This window comes from Polaribacter sp. SA4-12 (genome assembly GCF_002163675.1).
Lineage (GTDB): Bacteria > Bacteroidota > Bacteroidia > Flavobacteriales > Flavobacteriaceae > Polaribacter.
Genome location: NZ_CP019334.1, coordinates 3190866 through 3210432, shown reverse-complemented (window position 1 = coordinate 3210432; position 19567 = coordinate 3190866). Strand labels below are relative to the sequence as shown.

The following is a 19567-nucleotide window of genomic DNA, read 5'->3' as shown; positions in this document are numbered from 1 at the left end:
TTCAGTCATTCTTCCTTCGCAATGACAAAAAACTACTCCTTTTCTGGCATTTTCTTAACGAAATCTGTAATAATTACAATTTGCGTTGGTCCTACTTTACCTTCAATATGTTTCGCGTTTTCGTGATCTAAAGAAATTCTACGAACTGCTGTACCTTGTTTGGCAACCAAACTAGATCCTTTTACTTTTAAATCTTTAATTAAAACTACAGAATCTCCTGCTTGTAAAATTGCTCCGTTTGCATCTCTGTGAATAATTTTTTCACTGTCATCTAAATGATCTCCAGATTCTTTTGCAAAACGTAAATCATCATCTTCTAAATACATCATATCTAGTAAATCTTTTGGCCAGCCCTCGTTTCTTAAACGAGATAACATTCTCCAAGCAACTACTTTTACAGCTCTGTGTTCACTCCACATAGAATCGTTTAAACAACGCCAGTGGTTTGCTTCTGTATCTTCTGCACTATCAATTTGAGTTCTACAAGTTTCACAAGCAAGTAAACTTCCGTCAACTCCACTACCACCAACGGTAGATGTTGGTTTTACTTCGTAAATTGCTAAATTATCTTTTGAAGCACATAATTCGCATTGACTTCCACTTCTACTTTCTAAATCTTGTTGTAAACTCATATTATAATTTTTGTGAAGCAAAAGTACATTTTTAATTTAATCTACTTATTTTTATTGAATGAAATTAGAAAGCGAAAGGTTAATTATTAGAGATATTAAAATAAGTGATGCTCCATTTTATTTTGAATTGTTCAATAATCCAGAATGGATTTATTTTATAAGTGATAAAAGCTTAAATTCTATTGATGAAACTGCTACTTATCTAAAAAAGATGCAGCTTGAAAACTCAAAATTAGGCGGATTGGGTTTCTTTACCGTAATCTTAAAAGAAACCAACGAAGCACTTGGGGTTTCTACAGCATTGCAAAGAGACAAATTAGAATTTGTAGATATTGGTTATGGCTTTTTACCTAAAGGAAGAGGAAAAGGCTATGCAGCAGAGGCTACAAAGTTAATTATAGAATATGTTCGTGCTACTTTTAGACAAAAAAAAGTATTCGCTTTTACGAAACCTGATAATGTGAATTCTCAAAAATTATTAAAAAAATTAGACTTTAAATTTATTGGGTTACAAGAAGTTTTTGGCGACGAAAAAGATGCTGTTTTTGAGTATGCCTTTTAGAAGCTATTTCCTGCTTTCACTACTCGCTTTTTTCTTATGCTGAATTTATTTCAGCATCTCTCTATTTTTAAAAAGTAAATTCATTATTGAAACAGATACTGAATCGAGTTCAGCATAAAAAAAAGAGCTCAAACAAACCGTTCAATCAGGGCTAGACTTGTTTGCTAGCTTTTTATTTATTAAGAATAAAGTGAATTTTAAAGAAGGTAACAGTTTTGTCATTCCCGAGAAATCGGGAATCCAAACTAATCTATTAAAAGGTTATCATACCAATCTTTTGCTAAATCTTGCCAACTGGCATTCTCCTTTTCTATCAATTCTATTTTCCAACTTCTATTCCATTTTTTTAATTTCTTTTCTCTAACAATAGCTTCTTCAATATTTTGAAACGTTTCAAAATATACCAATCTATTTACTCCATATTTGAACGTAAAACCTTTTTTGATTCCCATTTTGTGTTCGTAAACTCTTCTTTGTAAATCATTTGTAACACCAATATATAAAGTACCTCTAATTTTACTTGCTAATAAATAAACGTAATATTGATGAATTGTTTTCATATTAAATTTCGAAGTATGGATTCCCGATTTCTCGGGAATGACAAGTTACGAATATCATTTCGAAATGAGATTACTTTATTCCGACTGCATTCAGCAAAGGCTCACCTTACAATGACAAAGTTTTATTTAATTTCTAAAGAAATTAAATTTAAAAGAAGTTCATCGGTTTGTCATTCCCGAGAAATCGGGAATCTAAACTAAATAAAACAGAAAATCATTTACTTATTAAATTAGAGACAAATGAATTGATGCAATAATTTTTATATATCAATTATGGATTCCCACTTTCGTGGGAATGACAAAGCACTATTGTCATTTCGAAATGAGCTTTTTTAAGCGATTGAGAAATCTCCTTTTAAATTGAGATTTTTGTGAATGAGAAATTTCCACAAGGAGTTCAGAAGTTAGCAAAAAAGCAACTACTTTTAATTATGAACTAATTTAGTAATTTTTAGTACACGGCTTAAGTTAGCTTTTCGTTTTTAGTCGTTTTTCAATATTATATTTTTCACTTTTTTCTAAAACAATCAATACATTATTTTTCAAATAGTAAAACATTGATTCAAGGTAAGAATCCAATTTATCTAAATATTCAGACTCAATTCGTTCATTATTTTTAGATATTTCAAGATAATCAAGAATTCTTTTCAAGAAAATAAAAGCCCCTTCAAAATCTCTTGCTTGAAAAAGAAAAATTGAATGATTTATATAAGTCACTAAATGATATTCAGGCATATTTCTCCTGAAATAACGTTTTGGAACAATTTTGCTAAAAGTTTCAATCCAAAAATTAATATCAAATTCAATTTTCTTTTTATTTATAGTAATGAATTCATCTACAAATTCTCCTTTCAAATCATAAATTCTTAAATAATCACCAATTGGTTGAAGTGAATTAACCCAAATTTCATTTTTATCCACTAAGTAGATTCCTAATTTGACACGAATCATTTCCTTTTCGCCATTCTCATTCAAATCAACTCCAAATCGGTCAAATCTTACTATTAACTCTTCTCTTTTATTTCCACTAAATTCATCAGTTCCAAATTCGGTAGACATATTTTCTAATTCCTCAAAAACTTTTTGAATTCCGCTTTCACTTTCTTTTCTCAGTTTATTTAGTAATTCGATTTTCATAATTTTGATTAAATGAAAGCTAAAACAGTATTATCTTATCTCTAAAGAAGTAAATTTAAAAGAAGTTCCATCGAACAAACCTTTGTCCGATAATTTTAAAGACGGAATTACCAATAAAGCCATAAAAGACAAACTCATATAAGGAGCACGTAATTTACTTCCCATTTGTTTTGCCATTTTATCTAACTCAGCATATGATTTACCAATTTCCTCTGCAGATAAATCAGACATAATTCCTGCAACTGGTAATGAAACTATTTTTTCTTCTTTTGCATTTACAGCACAAACTCCACCTCTATTTTCTATAATTAAATTTACGGCTCTACAAATATCTTCATCAGAAACACCAACGGCAATAATATTATGAGAATCGTGACCAACAGAACTTGCAATTGCGCCTTCTTTTAATCCGAAATTCTTTATAAATGCGATTGCTGGCTCATCGTTTTTATAACGATTTACAACTGTCATTTTTAAAATATCTGTGGCTGTATTAGAAACTAAATTTCCATCAACAATTAAAGAATCTTCTTCAATCTGATTCGTTACTAATTCTCCATCTAAAGCTTCAATAACTCTAATTTTTTCAACATTAGAATCAAATCTAAAATCGGTTACGTTCTTTTTATCAGTATCAAAGTTATTTAAAACTTCAAAAGGAACAGATTTTACAAAACTCTCTCCGTCTTTGGCAACTAAATCACCATTTATATACGTTTCTAAAACATTAAATTTCTCTAAACTATCAACTACAATAAAATCTGCATCATCTCCTTTTTGTAACAAACCAACATCTAAATTATAATGTTTAACAGGGTTTACACAAGCTGCTTGTAATACTTTATAAACATCAATTCCTTTGGCGAGTGCTCTTTCACACAATTGATTTATATGACCTAATAATAAATCATCTGGATGTTTATCATCAGAACAAAACATCATATTTTCAAAATGTTCTGGTAATAAAGCTATTAAAGCTTCAAAGTTTTTTGCTGCAGAACCTTCTCTAATAATAACCTTCATTCCTTTCTGTAACTTTTCTAAAGCTTCATCATAAGAAAAACACTCATGATCTGTAGAAATTCCTGCAGAAATATATTTAGTAACATCATCTCCTCTTAAACCAGGCGCATGACCATCAATGGGTTTGTTATTATTTTTTGAATGTTGAATTTTAGCTAAAACCTCAGCATCATCAAATAAAACACCTGGATAATTCATCATTTCTGCTAAATACTTGATATCAGGATTTTCCATCATCAATTTAATGTCATCAGCATCTATAATTGCGCCAGCACTTTCAAAAGAAGTTGCAGGCACACAACTTGGAGCGCCAAAATTGAATTTCAACGGAACTTTCTTTCCGTTTTCAATCATAAACTCTACTCCTTTTACTCCTAAAACATTGGCAATTTCATGTGGATCAGAAACGGTTGCAACTGTACCGTGTTTTACAGCAATTTTTGCAAATTCTGAAGGAACTAACATAGAACTTTCTATGTGAATATGTGCATCTACAAAACCTGGTAAAATGTAATTTTCTTGGTTGTGATTCACTTCTTTTAAAGAAGCTATTTTTCCGTTTACAACTTCAATTTCTCCTTTGTAAATTCGTTTGTTCTGTATGTCTACTATATTTCCTTGTACAATCATTGCTTTCTATTTCTACAACAAATTTACAAAGAATAAACACGGTTTTTAAATTTTACTTCGGATAGATTACTTGATGTAAAGGAATATCAAATTCGTTAGTATCTTCAATCCTATCAATTGGCTGAAAAAAGTTTAAACCAATGGTTTTAACATCCGGTTTGCATTCCGCAAGAAATCGGTCATAAAAACCTTTTCCGTAACCAACTCTATATTTTTTTTCATCAGAAATTAATAAAGGAACAAATACTAAATCTATTTTTTTAGGATCGATTTCTATTCCGTTTATGGGTTCTGGAATACCGAACGAACTTACTTTTAATTTTGTCTTTCTATCAAACAAAAAATGGGTTAATGTATTTGTAGAAAAATCACTGACACTAACAACAATCGTTTTGTTTTTTAATAATAAAAAATCGATGATTGGGTTTGTATTTATCTCTAACAATCTTTCTATTGATAGAAAAATATGAATTGTATTTATTTTAGAAAAATCGAATTCAAAAACTTGTTGATATATATTTTCTTGAAGATTTTCAACCTCAACAGCAGATAAATCTTTACGTTTTTGTTTGTATATTTTTCTAAGTTCTTTCTTTTTCATTTTATAAATTAAGAATTCTATCTACAGTTATCACTCTAAAAGTATTAGAATTAATCGTAATTCTAATATTATATTGATTGTTCGAAATATAAAAATTCTTTCCTTTTTTTATATAGTTTTCTATGACTGTTTCTTCTAATACTTTTTTGATAAGAATTTCACTTTCATCATTAGAAAAATTGGTTTTTAATTTCTTGTTTATCCTTTCATAAACAAGTTTTGTATAACAATGATTCTTTAAAATTTCATTCTTATTCATTTTTATAATTCTTCTAATTCCTTTTGTAGTTTTTTGGTCAAACCTTTTACAACTAAATCATAAGAATGATTGATAAGTTCTCTTACCAAATCGTCTGAAACATCGCTAGAATTTATGGTAACAGTGTTCCAAAGTCTCTTGTTCATATGAAAACCAGGATTTACACCTTCGTATTCTCCTCGTAATTCTTCTGCTTTATCAGGATCACATTTTAAATTGATTTTCGCCTCGCCTTTTTCCCAATTATTTAAACCAGTAAGTGCAAACATTTTAGACATCACTTTAAAAACAAGTGTAGTTTCATCAAAAGGAAAATGTTCTGTTACTCCTTTTTTGGCAATGCAAAAATCTCTTAATTGTTCTATGTGCATAGTATCCTGTTTTGAATTGAGAAAAAAATATTTTTTTATCAATATAAAAAGTATCTTTATCTATCAAATTTACAATTATTTTCAAAATGAAAAATCAATTTTTAGACAATACATCTATTATAAGTTATTCTGATAAGAATTATGAAAAGACAAATTTTTCTACAATTTCAGAAATTGAATTGACAAAGAATAATGGTTTAATAAAATGGTTAAACACTTATGGAATTAATTATAATGAAGAGTTTAAAGCGGTTGTTAATCAAAATAAATTAGACGATTTTTTAATTAAATTGTTGATGGATGAAGATCATCCTAACAAAGTTATTTTATTAGAAGATTTGTTATTTATAACAATTCGTGTTCTAAAAACTGAAAACCAAACATTCGATTCTGAACAAATGTTTTTTATTGTTTCTTCTGATTTTTTATGGTCAATTCAAGAAAAATCTGGAGATTATTTTAGTTGGATTCGCGAACGTTTAGAAGGAAATAAAGGTCTTGTTAGAAAAAAAAGTGCCGATTATTTATTGTTTTTAGTCCTTGAATCTATTATTGATAATTACCAAGATACGTATCAGGAAAATGCTGAATTAAGTTCAGACAGGTTGCGTTCTACCAATATAAAACCAACACCTGAATTTACTTCTTTGGTTGAAAAAAGAAAGCAAGAATTATTCAACTTTAAAAAAGCAACAATTGGTTTAAAAGATGTAATTATAAAGTTAGAAAAAACAGAAATTAAAGATTTAGACAATAAATATTTTAGTGAATTAAAAGAACAAACCAATAATCTAATTTCTAACATAGATTTTGAATTACAAGAGTTAGAAAGTAAGATAAATTTAATATTCAGTATTCAAGGACATCGTTTAAATGAAGTGATGAAAACACTTACAATTCTGTCTGTAGTTTTTATTCCATTAACTTTTTTAGCAGGAATTTACGGAATGAATTTCGAGAACATTCCTGAATTAAAATTTAAGTATAGTTATTTTATTTTATTAGGTGTAATGGTTATTATTACCTTAATCTCTGTTTGGTATTTTAAACGTAAAAAGTGGTTTTAATATCAAAAATTACTTTATAATTTTATATAAAATAGGTTTACTTGGCGTTGCATCATTTTCGAAAGGAGCAATCATTAAGTTTAACAAATACTCACCATCTTCAACGTCATTTGGTACAAATATAAACTCAGTGATTGTAGCATCCATTCTTAGCGCTCCTTTAGTATTCCAAAAAGTGTTATGAACAACTAATTTACCGCCATCTTTTTCTTTATCAACAGATGGTAAATCTACTAGCAAATGTTTTATTCCTTTTTCAACTAAATAAATAGCTGCTGTTTCAGATAAATAAGCTGGATTTGTATTAAAATATCTCGTTGATTTTTTATCAGATAAATTTGGAAGTGTTCTAATAATAATAGCATCTCTTTTTTTATTTCTTAATGCCGTTTTTAGCTGTTTTTCAGAAATAACAAAATCCTTTCCTATTTGTTCTGGAGCAACTGTTACAACTTCTGCAACGAAGAAATAATGCTTTAAATTTTTATTTATAGAATGTACTTCTTTGGTAATATGCCCCACACATTCTGTATGTGTAATATGAGAATGTGGATTAAAACTGATGCTGTTAAAGTTAACAACTGCGCCGTTTGCAACACTAACTTCATAATCATCAAATTTTTCTACTTCAATTTTAGGATCATCAATTCCCCAAGCATTAACGTTCTCTTTTGTCATATCAATTGGAATTGAAATATCAATTGGTTCTGAAACATTTATGGTGATTTTTCTAGAATTGTATTCTATAACTGCTTTCATTTATGCTGTACTTTTTTTCTTTATTAATTACTTTGAATAACCTAGTTTATCATAAATAAATCTGATGCTATTCCGTCTGATAAAAACTTCCCTTTTTGAGTCGTTTTTAGTATTTCGTCTTCAATATACAATAATTCTTGTTCAATAAATTTCTCTGATTGATTTTCTAAATATTTAATATATTTTTCTCCAAAATCACTTTTTATTTTATCAAAAGAAACTCCCCAAATGGTTCGTAAACCCGTCATAATATATTCATTATAACCATCCATTTCTGTTAAGACTTCTCTTTCTAAAGGAAGTGTATTTTCTTGAATCGCTTTAATATACTTCGTATTATTTTTTACATTCCAACTTCTTTCTTTCCCGTTAAAAGAATGAGCAGAAGGACCAATACCTAAATAAGGTTTACCTAACCAATAAGATGAATTATTTTGACTAAAAAAACCTTCTTTACCAAAGTTAGAAAGTTCGTAATGCACAAAGTTTGCTTTCGCTAATTCTTCAATTAGAATATAAAACTGCTCTTGTGCTTTTTCTTCATCAACATTTTTAATTTTTCCTTTTGCAATTAAAGTTTCTAAAGCCGTTTTTGGTTCTACAGTTAATGCATAACTCGATATATGAGGAATTCCGAAGCTCAATGCTGTTTGTATATTTTCTCTCCATTCCTCATTGGTACAATCTGGAATTCCGTAAATTAAATCGACAGAAATATTATCAAAATAGCGAGTTGCAAAAGACAAACAATTTTTTGCTTCTTCAGAATTATGCGCACGATTCATCAATTTTAAATCCTTTTGATAAAAAGATTGAACGCCAATACTTAATCTATTTATTGGTGATTTTGAAAGTTCTATAATTTTTTCTTCTGATAAATCATCAGGATTTGCTTCTAGCGTAATTTCTGGTGCTGCAACAACTGTATGATTTTTATAAACAGCATCAATTATAGTTTGAATTTCATCAACAGATAAAACACTTGGTGTTCCTCCTCCAAAATAAATGGTTTCTACAATCGAATTATTTAATTCATCTTTTCTAATTTCAATCTCTTTTACAAGTGATGAAATCATTTCATCTTTCTTTTTTAAAGAAGTTGAAAAATGAAAATCGCAATAAAAACATGCTTGTTTACAAAACGGTATGTGTATATAAATTCCGGACATAAATTAGTATTCAGTTTTCAGTATCAGTTAGCAGGCTTATTTGACTCCAAACTTACCAGGATTATTAATCATATAATTTATTAATTTTCCTACTTCTAGATTTTCTGCGGATAAATTATCAAACAAACATTTATCTAAATAATTACATTTTAGGGCAAACATTAACCAAGTTAAAGTTTCAGAATTTTCGGCATCTGAATCACTTAATTTACTAGCAAAATGTTTAGGATATTGTCTTTTTCTATACGCCTCAGAAATATTTGCAGATACACTTCTCGACGACCTTCTTATTTGATCTGTAAGAGAATATTTTTCTTCTTTTGGAAAAGATTTTGAAACTTCAAATATCTTCATTGATAAAGAAAATGATTTTTTAAAAAAAAATAAATCTGTAAAACTCATATATTTTATTTTTTACTGAATACTGCTGCTACTGCTACTGCTACTGCTACTGCTACTGCTACTGCTACTGCTACTGAAAACTAAATTTTATTTTTTAACTCGTTTTTCATTCTGCTTCACAAAACTCGCCCAACCTGTATAGTTTTTTCCACCAACAACTCTTCCTGAATTGTAAAAATGACAAACTGCAGCTGCTAATCCATCAGTTGCATCTAAATTTTTAGGAAGTGTTTTTAAATTCAATAATGATTTTAGCATCAACGCAACTTGTTCTTTACTCGCATTTCCATTTCCCGTAACTGCCATTTTTATCTTCTTTGGCAAATATTCTGTAATCGGAATTTCTCTTGATAAACCTGCAGCCATTGCAACTCCTTGTGCTCTACCTAACTTTAACATCGATTGCACATTCTTACCAAAAAAAGGTGCTTCAATAGCAATTTCATCAGGATTATAAGTGTCAATTAATTCTATGGTACGCTCAAAAATGAGTTTTAGTTTTAGGTAATGATCGTCGTATTTTTTCAACATCAATTCATTCATTTGAATAAATTCCATCTTTTTACCAACAACTTTTATGATTCCAAAACCCATAATTGTTGTTCCTGGGTCAATTCCTAAAATGATTTTTTCTATCGCCAAACTCGCAGATTGTTTTTGTATTTATCATCAAACATACTGATGATTATTTATTACTTTGCAAACAATGTATAATTCGCTTTCACACAAAACTAAGCAATTCTTTTCGTTGATAATAAAACTATCGATTGTAATTGGTTGTGGGTATTTTATTTACCAGAAATTGATAGAAAACGAACAATTACAGTTTGCTTTTTTTTATCAAAATTTGATAGAAAACAATGTTTTTACACTCAAAAACAGCGTTATTCTTTTACTTTTCACCTTTTTTAACTGGTTTTTCGAAATCAGTAAATGGCATTCGTTAATTTCTTCTATTGGCAATTATTCATTTAAAAAAGCTTCAATTCAAAGTTTCGCTTCTTTAACTACTTCTTTAATTACACCAAACAGAATTGGAGAATATGGCGCAAAAGCATTGTATTTTGAAAAAAAACAGCGGAAGCAAATTTTGGGATTGAACTTAGTTGGTAATTTTTATCAGCTATTGATGACGCTAATTTTCGGAGTTAGTGGTTTTAGCTATTTTGTTTTTCAGCATAAAATTGAAATAGATTTTCAGCAAATACTGAGTGTTTTACTTATTGGAACATTTGTAATTATAGCCTTTTTTTTTGCTATGAAATACTTTAATTTCAGCAATTCATATTTTGAAAAGACAAGAGTATTTATAAAGGAAATTCCGCAGAACATTAACATCAAAGTAGGTCTTTTTTCGTTTTTACGATTCGTAATTTTCTCTCATCAGTTTTACTTTTTATTGTTGATATTTAAGGTTGATGTTTCTTATTTTGACGCAATTTCAGCAATTACATCTGTTTATTTAATTGCTTCAATAATACCAATGTTGTCTTTATTTGATGTCGTTCTAAAAGGAACAGTTGCAATTTGGGTGTTTTCATTTTATAATATAGAACCACTTACAATTTTATCAATTACATCTATTATGTGGATTCTTAATTTTGTTTTACCTGCATTTATTGGAAGCTATTTTGTGTTAACTTTTAAACCTAATTTTGTAAAATGATTTGGTTTCTAGTTTTCATATTTACTTTTTATGCAATTCTGATTGTTTCTTTAACAATTGGTTTTAAAAAAGTTGATGAATTTAATGAAATCTTAGAAAATAATTCAACTTCTTTTTCTGTGGTAATTCCTTTTCGGAATGAAGCTAAAAACCTACCTCTTTTATTAGAATCAATTACGGAATTAAACTACCCAAAAGAATTGGTTGAGTTTATTTTGGTTGATGATGACTCTTCTGATAATTCTGTTGAAATTATTAAAAAATGTCAGGTTGAGCGCAGTCGAAACCTCAAACCTCTCGACTGCGACCGAGTAGATATTCGTGTTATAAAAAATATAAGAACATCAAATTCGCCAAAGAAAGATGCGATTACAACTGCTATTTCTATTGCAAATAATAATTGGATTGTTACTACAGATGCAGATTGCATTGTTACTGAAAACTGGTTAAAAAATTTAGATACTTTTATTCAAGAAAAGAATTCTAAAATGGTGGTTGCACCTGTTAATTATAAAGTTGAAAACAACTTTTTAGAGCAGTTTCAATTATTAGATTTCATGAGCATGCAAGGAACTACGATTGGTGGTTTCGGAATTGAATTTCCTTTTTTATGTAATGGCGCAAACTTTGCTTACAGGAAAGATGAGTTCTTAAAACTAAATGGTTTTGAAGGAAACAATAATATTGCAAGTGGCGATGATATCTTCCTATTTGAAAAATTTATAAAAGCTGATAAAAGAAGTGTTCATTATTTAAAATCGAAAGAAGCAATTGTAACTACATTTCCTGTAAAAAGTTGGAGAGATTTAATCAATCAAAGAACAAGATGGGCAGCTAAAACAAGTAGTTTTAGTTCTATAAAAGTAAAGTTGATTGGCTTATTGGTATTACTTACAAACTTCTTAGTTATTTATTACTTATTTACTCAATCTATAGAAGTTCTATTGATTCCTTTTGTAATAAAAATGGTAATTGATTTGTTTTTATTTCTGCCCACAATTCAGTTTTTTGAGCACAAATCTTCTTTTTATAAATGGTATATTTTTGCAAGTTTGCTATATCCTTTTTTCAGTATTTTCGTTATCTTTAACTCACTATTCTTCAAATATAATTGGAAAGGAAGACGCTTTAAAAAGTAACTTTCATATACTAATTTACAATAGCTTGCAAACAAGTCTAGCCCTGATTAACTCTGCTTTAATATTTTCTTTGAATCGTTGAATGCTTCGCATTTGAAGCAATTGTTTGAGCTCTTTTTTACTTTTCGTAAAAAAAGCGAGTGCGTAAAGCAGGAAATAGCTTCAAAAAAATATTTTTATAATAATGCATTCATAATATCTTCAGCTTTAAACCAAAGAAATATCGCTAATGCTAAAAGCAAGATTAAAAAAATTCCTTTTGTAGGTTTTGTCTCTTTTTTTCTCCCAAATTTTCTTTTAAATTCCATATAAATAATTAGTTTTTAGTAATTAGTTTTGTAGCTCGTAACATTTCTCTTTTTCCTGGAGGTCCAGGCAAACGCTCTACTGTAAAACCAACTTCTTGCATTGCTCTTCTAACACTTCCTTTTGCAGAATAGGTTACTAAAATTCCGTTTTCTTTTAATGATTCAAACATTTTTCGGAAGATTTCTACAGTCCACAATTGAGGTTGAACACGTGCACCAAAGGCATCGAAATAAATTAAATTAAACGCATCTTTATCATCAATATCTTCAAAAAACTGCTTTCTTTTTGTGAGTGCAAATTTATCAGAAATTTGATGTTTTTCTTCCCAAGAAACGTCATGAATTTTATCAAAAGTAGCTTTATCTTTTTCCGCATTTAATATAGAAATAAAGTTCATACTCTCTACTTCTTCTGAAGTAACAGGATATGCTTCTACGCCTACATAATGAATTTCTTTTTTAGCTTCTAAATATGTTATAAAACAATTTAAACCGGTACCAAAACCGATTTCTAAGATTGAAACGGTATCAGAAGAAACCTGCCTTAATCCACTGTTTATAAAAACGTGATATGACTCGTTAATTGAACCGTTTTTAGAATGATATTGCTCATTTAAATCAGGCAAATTAATGGTTGTAGAACCATCTGAAGTTATTAGAATTTCTCTTTTCATAATTATTTTATTAATAACTTTTTAATTCTAGGTATTGGTCCTACACATGTAGTTTCATGACAAGCAATACAACTATTAACTGCATTATTGTGCTTCAAAATAAGTGAATCTTTTGAGGTTGTAAAAACCTTTTTAAAACTGTTTAAATAGAAATTTGAGAACATTTTAAATGCGGGATTTCTATTTGAAGGATCTGTTAATTGAGCTGTATGAATATTTAAAAACTCTTTTGGAAAATCTTTTGGCTCTTTCCCTTGTAAAACAAGTGTTTTGTTTTCTAAGTTTTTATCATACATTTTAAGCATTAAAGCCGCCATTTCTGACTGATTGACTCTTTTTCTTTCTACAATAATTATTTTCTTAGGTATTTCTTTTTTACAAGAAAAAATTGAAATTAATAAAAATACTAATGCTAGTTTTCTCATTATTGTTTCATTAAAACTCCATCAGCTTCAAAAGTATACTCAATTTTAGATGCTGTTATTTTTGCTATTTCTTCTTTCGTTTTTCCTGCATCTTCAGCATAATGTTGTAATTCTTTTACAGATGTTTCATTTATAAAAGCTTTACCGTTTAAAACAACTTCTCTTCCTTTAGAATCTAAAGGCATAAAGAAACCGTAATCTTTAAAACGAACCATTGTTTCTGCATCATCGCCTAAAGGAAGCTTCATCCAACATCCTTTTTTAGAACAAACTTCCTTAATACTAGAAGCAAATTTTACGTTAATTGTATCACCAGCTTTCATTGTTTTAAATTTAGCTAACAACTCTTCTGAAGTAATTGCTTTATCTAAAGATATTTTTTCACCAAAAGAATCATAAACAACTTCTTGTTTTGGTTGCTCAACTTCTTTAGCTGTTTTCTTTCCTTCTTTACAGGCTGTAAAAGCGAATAAAACTATTAAACAAAATTGTAATAAATATTTCATAACTAATAAATTTATTGGATATCCAACAAAAGTACATCTTTTAAAGAATAATAGCAATGATTTGTTATTTTGTCAGATGAATAATTTATGTACATTTGTGGGATAATCTCAATCAAATAGAATGAAATCTAATATAGAAATTCAACATATAGAAAAGTCGAAAATAGATACTGTAGATTTTGACAATTTACCTTTTGGTAGTGTATATTCTGACCATATGTTAGAGTGTGATTTTGTAAATGGCGAATGGCAAACATCTGTTATTAAACCTTATGCACCAATCTCTTTAGATCCTGCTGCAAAGATTTTCCATTACGGACAATCAATTTTTGAAGGAATGAAAGCCTACAAAGATGCAGAAGGAAATACAATGTTATTTAGACCTTTAGAAAACTGGAAGCGTTTAAATAAATCTGCAGAACGTTTGGTAATACCTCAAATTCCTGAAGATATATTCATGGATGGTTTAAAGAAATTATTAGAAGTTGATAATAACTGGATTCCTACAAACGAAGGAAGTTCTTTATACATAAGACCTTTTATGTTTGCTTCTGGAATAGGGTTTCATGCTTCTCCTGCAGATGCGTATAAATTTATAATTTGTACAGCTCCTTCTGGCGCTTATTTTGCTGGAAAAGTAAAAGTTTTAATTGAAGAAAAATATGCACGTGCTGCAAATGGTGGTGTTGGTTTTGCTAAAGCTGGTGGTAATTATGCTGCTCAGTTTTACCCTACACAATTAGCTATAGAAAAAGGGTATAATCAAGTTATTTGGACGGATGATAATTCGCACGAATATATTGAAGAAGCTGGCGCGATGAATATCTTTATCAGAATAAATGATACGTTAATTACAAGTCCTACTAGTGATCGTATTTTAGACGGAATTACACGTAAAAGTGTTATTCAAATTGCTAAAGATTTAAATATTGATGTAGAAGTTAGAAAAATTTCTGTTTCTGAAGTTATTGCCGCGGCACAAAGTGGTAGTTTAAAAGAAATGTTTGGAGCAGGAACTGCTGCAGTAATTTCGCCAATTGCTGGTTTTGGATATCAAGATACAGATTATGATTTACCTGAATTAGAAACTCCTTTTTCTGGAATTTTAAAGAAAGCAATTACAGACATTCAAACAAATAAAGCTGAAGATCCTTATGGATGGAGAGTGATGTTATAAAATAACAAAAATATTTTAAAAAAAGCATCAAGGTTACCACTTTGATGCTTTTTTTATATATATTTCTAACAACAAATATTAATTTCTAATTTCTTACAGTGATAATTACAATCCTTACCAAAATATTCTTTTTAATTGCAGTTTTAGATCCTATAGGTTCTGTACCTGTATATTTAGAAGCAACCAAAGAACTTACAAAATCTGAAAAAAAGAAAGTAGCTGTAAGAGCTTCTGTAGTAGCTTTCTTTATTTTGTTGTTTTTTATAGTAATCGGACAACTTATTTTAGAAGGAATGTCCGTTACTTTAGATGCTTTTCAGATTTCTGGTGGAGTTATTTTATTCCTATTTGCCATTACTATGATTTTTGGAGATGGAAAACCAACTCGAGAAAAAAATCAAATTACAGATTATAGACATGTTACTATTTTTCCTGTAGCAATCCCTTCTATTGCTTCTCCTGGAGCAATAATGGCTGTAGTTTTACTTACTGATAATCATTTATATTCAATTCAAGAGCAAACAATTACTACACTATTAGTGTTGTTTGTTATTGCTTTAACAGCGCTGTTATTATTGATAGCAAATAGTGTTCAAGAAAAAATTGGAACTTATGGAATTACTGTAATTAGTAAGATAATGGGACTTATTTTAGCTTCTTATGCAGTACAAAGTATTTTAAGCGGAATTAGTGGATACTTTTTAAAATAATGATGAAAATAAAATCCTTTATTCTATGTATTCTAGTTTTTGCTTTTTTATTTTCTTGTGATGAAAAGACGCTAGAAAAAAAACAACTAAACAACAAACAATATATTACTGTTTTAGGAATCGCTCAAGATGGAGGTTATCCTCATATTGGTTGCCAAAAAGAATGTTGTGCTAATTTTTACAATGGAAAAAACAGTAAAAAAAGTGTCGTTTCTTTAGGTTTGGTTGATGTAGAAAATCAACAAAAATGGTTGTTTGATGCAACTCCAGATATGCATACACAATTAGCAGCATTAGAACAAAATCATTTAAAAACACCCTCCATTATTGATGGAGTTTTCTTAACACATGCGCATATTGGGCATTATACAGGTTTAATGTATTTTGGAAGAGAAGCTTTTGGTAAAAAAGACACCAAAGTCTATGCAATGCCAAAAATGAAAAGCTTTTTAAAAGCTAATGGACCTTGGAGTCAATTGGTTTCTTTACAAAATATTCAGCTTAAAAATTTACAACACGATTCTACAATGGTGTTGAATAACAAATTAAAAGTAACTCCCTTTTTAGTACCTCACAGAGATGAATTTTCTGAAACGGTTGGCTACAAAATTGAAGGAACTAAAAAAACTGCATTATTCATTCCGGATATTGATAAATGGCATAAATGGAAACGCAGTATTATTGAAGAAGTAAAAAAAGTTGATTATGCTTTTATTGATGCTACTTTTTTGAATCAGAAAGAAGTTAAAAGAGCGATGACAGAAGTTCCTCATCCATTTATACAAGAAACAATCAATTTATTTAAGAATGAATCTTTATCAACCAAAAATAAAGTAATTTTCATCCACTTTAATCACACAAATCCTACACTTCAAAAAGACAGTAAGGAACGAAAAGAAATTGAAAAGTTAGGTTTTCAATTTGCGAGTGAGGGTGATAATTATCAATTATAAACGATCATTTTACCTTACAAATCTATAGGTTGCTTTTATTAAAAAAGTATCTTCTAAAGGTCTATCTACAATCTGATTTCGTAAACTTTTTGAAAGTGAATTTTTGGGATTATCATAACCAACACCACCTCTAGCCCAAACAAAAAATAATTCTGATCCTGGTATATATTCCCATCTTGCAACTAAGTTTGTTCTAAATTGTACGTAAGAAAAGTCTGGTTTATCAAATGTATAATCTGTAATTGCATCTAAATTTTCATCAACAGAAAAAGTATCATTGTTTTCAGAAATTTGATTTACATCATACATCCTTACTCGATCATTAATACTTGCTGCTGTTGAATTTGTTACGTAATTAAAATCAGAATATCTTCCTCTTGCAACATAAGGTTGTCCATAAAATTGAATAGACATATTTGGATTGATGCTATAATTTAAACGTAAAGTTGTAGACCAATTTTGATTATCAATCTTTCCTAAAATATATCTTTTTTGATTTCCTAAATCTGAAGTTGTAACATACTGAGTTTTATCTGTAGTTTTTTCGAATTCTGTATTTAAAGACATACTAAAAGCATCAAAAGGCTGATAATTCATTCTAAAAACATATCGCGCAAAACTATTGGCATTTTCTTCTGCTTTACTCGTTACATATCCTAAAGTAAAATTCATTTTTTTACTTCTATCAGATCCAAAAAATAAGAAAACAAAGTTTTCATCCGCAAAACGCCAACGAGGACCACCTCTTAAATAGGCGTTTCCATAAACTAAAGGTTTATGACCTAAACCCAATTCTGTCCACCAATTATTTATCCAATTAACATTTACTTGAGTTTCATATTGCATCTTATTTTGATTCCCTTGAAAATCAAACGTTGAAAATTGCTCTAATCGAAACCTAATATCTCTATACGTTTTTGTAGGAACTTGCCATAAATATCTAACATTTGAAAACTGAATCATTTCATCTGTTTGACGCAAAAACCCAACATCGTTTAATTCTAATTCTGGAGAACGCCATACAAAACCAGCATTATATCTCCAATTTCCTCCACCTTGTTTCCCTACTTCAATTCTTCCACCTGTTCCTGTAAGCGAAGTTCTTGTAGGATCTAATTCTACATGGGTTGCATCTACTCTTTGAAATAATCTAGCAATAGAAAGTTGAGTGTTTTCAATCGCCTCCTCACTTCCTACAACATGACTCATTATTGTATTTCCTTCTAAATAAAAATCTCTTTTGTGCCAAGTATGCCTAAAATCTATTCCCCCTGTGTAAGCTGCTTTGTGTAATTCTGAAAAATCGCCATCTAGATTTCTGTTAGTTGCAGTAAAAATCCCTCCTAAATAAGAATTTCTTTCATTAAAATCTTTTTGAACTCTAGTAACAAAATAATTGGTTAGAGGTTCAACAATTTGTTTTCTTGTTTCACCATCTACTTGTTTAATTTTTGCATATTCATTAGAGGTAATACTTTCTAAAACACCAATTGACCAACCACTTTTGGTTTTCCCCGAAAACTTTGCGGCTCCTAGAATAGTTGAGTTTATAGGTTCTTTAGCATATTCACCATTTTCTAAATCGGCACTTCTATGAGGGCTACCTCCAATCCTTCTACTGTAGAATAGATTGTCTCTTCCGTTAGCAAATTTATAATCAAAAATATTTTTATTCTCTACAAAAAACGGACGCTGTTCTTCGAAGAAAATTTGAAAACCATCCAAAGCAATTGCTCCAGGATCTGCTTCTACTTGACCAAAATCTGGATTTATTGTTAAGTCTAAAGTTAAATCGTTTGTAATCCCGATTTTAGCATCTAAACCTCCATTAATTTTAAAATCGCTTCCATCTCTATAAGGATTATTACCTTCTTTAGGATAAGAATCATATTGTAAAACTGTAAAAGGCTGAATTTCTAATTGCTTTTGAGGAACTAAATTAATCAATCCATGTAATTCTCCTGCTTCACTAATAAACCCCGATTGAGAATTCGGAATTCTTTGCCACAAAGATCTTTCTTGTTTTCTGAAAATAGTTCGGTTTATATTAAAACCCCAAATTTGTTCTTTTGCTTTACCAAAACGTAATTGACTAAAAGGAATTTTCATTTCTGTAGACCAACCATCATTATTTACTTTAGCATCTGTATACCAAATCGGGTTCCAACTATCATCCCAATTATCTCCATTTTGAGTTGTAATTTCTTCTCCTTTTACACCTGCAGCAGTTGTGGTAAAAACAAACGCAGTTCTTTTATCGTGGTAACTATCTATAATTACATTTACCCTATCGCCTGCAAAACCATCTCTTCTTGTTAATCTTTGTTGAATTAATTCTGGCTCTTCATCAAAGGCAACAATAGCAATATATAGGTACTTTTCATCATAGATTACTTTAAACTTCGTTTGATGACTTGGTGCTTTTCCTTCATTTGGTGTTTTCTGCACAAAGTCTGATGACCATTCTACAACATCCCAAGCTTCATCAGAAATATCTCCATCAATTACTGGTACTTTTTTTAATTTCTTAGTTGTATATATTCTTTTAGTTAACTCTTCTTCAGGTAATTCTTGAGAAGAAGCGCAAAAAGAAATACTAATTATTAATAATAAACTAGATAAATAAAGCTTCATATTGTTGGTTGATTGTTGTAAAAAAGAGCACTTTAAAACACCCCTTAAGTTCTGCAAAAATAACTTTCTAGTTTCTTAAGAAAATGTTAATTTATATAATGTAAAAATCATTAACACGTTAAGTGTAAAATAAATATAAAACACTATTTGTCAATCAAATAAAAAACGGTACATTTGCACTCCTTTTTTAAGGAAAAATAATT

23 protein-coding genes are annotated in these 19567 nt (G+C 29.2%); 7 read left to right on the top strand and 16 right to left on the bottom strand.

Annotated features, from left to right (window positions below; genetic code table 11):
* Positions 1-32: 32 nt before the first annotated feature.
* Positions 33-632, bottom strand: a complete 600-nt coding sequence (locus tag BTO07_RS17585) for a PhnA domain-containing protein (RefSeq protein WP_087521816.1) — start codon at positions 630-632, stop codon at positions 33-35.
* Between the two features lie 58 nt (positions 633-690).
* Here BTO07_RS17585 and BTO07_RS13955 point away from each other — a divergent pair, with 58 nt between their 5' ends.
* On the top strand, positions 691-1194 hold the full coding sequence (locus BTO07_RS13955) for a GNAT family N-acetyltransferase (protein ID WP_087521815.1): 504 nt from the start codon (positions 691-693) through the stop codon (positions 1192-1194).
* A gap of 245 nt (positions 1195-1439) precedes the next feature.
* Here BTO07_RS13955 and BTO07_RS13950 read toward each other — a convergent pair whose 3' ends face one another.
* From BTO07_RS13950 to BTO07_RS13925, 6 genes are all read right to left on the bottom strand, one after another.
* Positions 1440-1754 (bottom strand): GIY-YIG nuclease family protein, encoded by a 315-nt coding sequence (locus tag BTO07_RS13950; RefSeq protein ID WP_087521814.1) that lies wholly within the window; start codon positions 1752-1754, stop codon positions 1440-1442.
* Positions 1755-2222: 468 nt separating this feature from the next.
* Positions 2223-2891 (bottom strand): hypothetical protein, encoded by a 669-nt coding sequence (locus BTO07_RS13945; protein ID WP_087521813.1) that lies wholly within the window; start codon positions 2889-2891, stop codon positions 2223-2225.
* Between the two features lie 30 nt (positions 2892-2921).
* On the bottom strand, positions 2922-4544 hold the full coding sequence (ade, locus tag BTO07_RS13940) for an adenine deaminase (RefSeq protein ID WP_087521812.1): 1623 nt from the start codon (positions 4542-4544) through the stop codon (positions 2922-2924).
* A gap of 52 nt (positions 4545-4596) precedes the next feature.
* Entirely contained in the window at positions 4597-5145 is a 549-nt protein-coding gene (locus BTO07_RS13935; RefSeq protein ID WP_087521811.1) for a 5-formyltetrahydrofolate cyclo-ligase, read from the bottom strand.
* 1 nt (position 5146) lies between these two features.
* Entirely contained in the window at positions 5147-5404 is a 258-nt protein-coding gene (locus BTO07_RS13930) for a DUF3781 domain-containing protein (RefSeq protein ID WP_087521810.1), read from the bottom strand.
* A gap of 2 nt (positions 5405-5406) precedes the next feature.
* Positions 5407-5775: an MmcQ/YjbR family DNA-binding protein gene (locus BTO07_RS13925; RefSeq protein WP_087521809.1), complete on the bottom strand. Its 369-nt coding sequence runs from the start codon at positions 5773-5775 to the stop codon at positions 5407-5409.
* Between the two features lie 86 nt (positions 5776-5861).
* Here BTO07_RS13925 and BTO07_RS13920 point away from each other — a divergent pair, with 86 nt between their 5' ends.
* Entirely contained in the window at positions 5862-6842 is a 981-nt protein-coding gene (locus BTO07_RS13920) for a CorA family divalent cation transporter (RefSeq protein ID WP_087521808.1), read from the top strand.
* A gap of 9 nt (positions 6843-6851) precedes the next feature.
* On the opposite strand, the gene BTO07_RS13915 is transcribed toward BTO07_RS13920, so the two are convergent.
* From BTO07_RS13915 to ruvC, 4 genes are all read right to left on the bottom strand, one after another.
* Positions 6852-7601, bottom strand: coding sequence for a cyclase family protein (locus BTO07_RS13915; protein ID WP_087521807.1), 750 nt, complete (start codon positions 7599-7601; stop codon positions 6852-6854).
* Positions 7602-7642: 41 nt separating this feature from the next.
* Positions 7643-8770 (bottom strand): radical SAM family heme chaperone HemW, encoded by a 1128-nt coding sequence (hemW, locus tag BTO07_RS13910; RefSeq protein WP_087521806.1) that lies wholly within the window; start codon positions 8768-8770, stop codon positions 7643-7645.
* Between the two features lie 36 nt (positions 8771-8806).
* Positions 8807-9172, bottom strand: a complete 366-nt coding sequence (locus BTO07_RS13905) for a four helix bundle protein (protein ID WP_087521805.1) — start codon at positions 9170-9172, stop codon at positions 8807-8809.
* An 87-nt stretch (positions 9173-9259) separates the two neighbouring features.
* Complete coding sequence (ruvC, locus tag BTO07_RS13900) at positions 9260-9814, bottom strand: crossover junction endodeoxyribonuclease RuvC (protein WP_087521804.1); 555 nt, start codon at positions 9812-9814, stop codon at positions 9260-9262.
* A 106-nt stretch (positions 9815-9920) separates the two neighbouring features.
* Here ruvC and BTO07_RS13895 point away from each other — a divergent pair, with 106 nt between their 5' ends.
* A complete protein-coding gene (locus tag BTO07_RS13895; protein ID WP_232457037.1) occupies positions 9921-10838 on the top strand; it encodes a hypothetical protein in 918 nt (305 codons plus the stop codon).
* The gene (locus BTO07_RS13890) at positions 10835-11977 is read left to right on the top strand and encodes a glycosyltransferase family 2 protein (RefSeq protein ID WP_087521802.1); all 1143 of its coding nucleotides are present in this window, start codon (positions 10835-10837) and stop codon (positions 11975-11977) included. Before BTO07_RS13895 ends, BTO07_RS13890 begins: the two co-directional genes overlap by 4 nt.
* Before the next feature lie 176 nt (positions 11978-12153).
* On the opposite strand, the gene BTO07_RS17645 is transcribed toward BTO07_RS13890, so the two are convergent.
* From BTO07_RS17645 to BTO07_RS13875, 4 genes are read right to left on the bottom strand one after another with little or no spacing between them, the layout of a single operon-like run.
* Positions 12154-12285, bottom strand: a complete 132-nt coding sequence (locus BTO07_RS17645) for a hypothetical protein (RefSeq protein ID WP_257789749.1) — start codon at positions 12283-12285, stop codon at positions 12154-12156.
* Positions 12286-12293: 8 nt separating this feature from the next.
* Positions 12294-12959 (bottom strand): tRNA (5-methylaminomethyl-2-thiouridine)(34)-methyltransferase MnmD, encoded by a 666-nt coding sequence (mnmD, locus tag BTO07_RS13885; RefSeq protein ID WP_087521801.1) that lies wholly within the window; start codon positions 12957-12959, stop codon positions 12294-12296.
* A 2-nt stretch (positions 12960-12961) separates the two neighbouring features.
* Complete coding sequence (locus tag BTO07_RS13880; RefSeq protein ID WP_087521800.1) at positions 12962-13384, bottom strand: hypothetical protein; 423 nt, start codon at positions 13382-13384, stop codon at positions 12962-12964.
* Complete coding sequence (locus BTO07_RS13875; protein ID WP_087521799.1) at positions 13384-13890, bottom strand: DUF4920 domain-containing protein; 507 nt, start codon at positions 13888-13890, stop codon at positions 13384-13386. Before BTO07_RS13875 ends, BTO07_RS13880 begins: the two co-directional genes overlap by 1 nt.
* Positions 13891-14011: 121 nt before the next feature.
* On the opposite strand from BTO07_RS13875, the gene BTO07_RS13870 reads away from it, so the two are divergent.
* The 3 genes from BTO07_RS13870 to BTO07_RS13860 all read left to right on the top strand — a co-directional run bounded on the left by BTO07_RS13870 (position 14012) and on the right by BTO07_RS13860 (position 16730).
* Positions 14012-15067 carry a branched-chain amino acid aminotransferase gene (locus BTO07_RS13870; RefSeq protein ID WP_087521798.1) on the top strand — a complete coding sequence of 352 codons (1056 nt, stop codon included), beginning with the start codon at positions 14012-14014 and terminating at the stop codon, positions 15065-15067.
* A gap of 101 nt (positions 15068-15168) precedes the next feature.
* Positions 15169-15777 (top strand): MarC family protein, encoded by a 609-nt coding sequence (locus tag BTO07_RS13865; RefSeq protein ID WP_087522658.1) that lies wholly within the window; start codon positions 15169-15171, stop codon positions 15775-15777.
* Positions 15778-15779: 2 nt separating this feature from the next.
* Positions 15780-16730, top strand: coding sequence for an MBL fold metallo-hydrolase (locus BTO07_RS13860; protein ID WP_087522657.1), 951 nt, complete (start codon positions 15780-15782; stop codon positions 16728-16730).
* 9 nt (positions 16731-16739) lie between these two features.
* Here BTO07_RS13860 and BTO07_RS13855 read toward each other — a convergent pair whose 3' ends face one another.
* Entirely contained in the window at positions 16740-19364 is a 2625-nt protein-coding gene (locus BTO07_RS13855) for a DUF5916 domain-containing protein (RefSeq protein WP_087521797.1), read from the bottom strand.
* Positions 19365-19567: the final 203 nt, after the last annotated feature.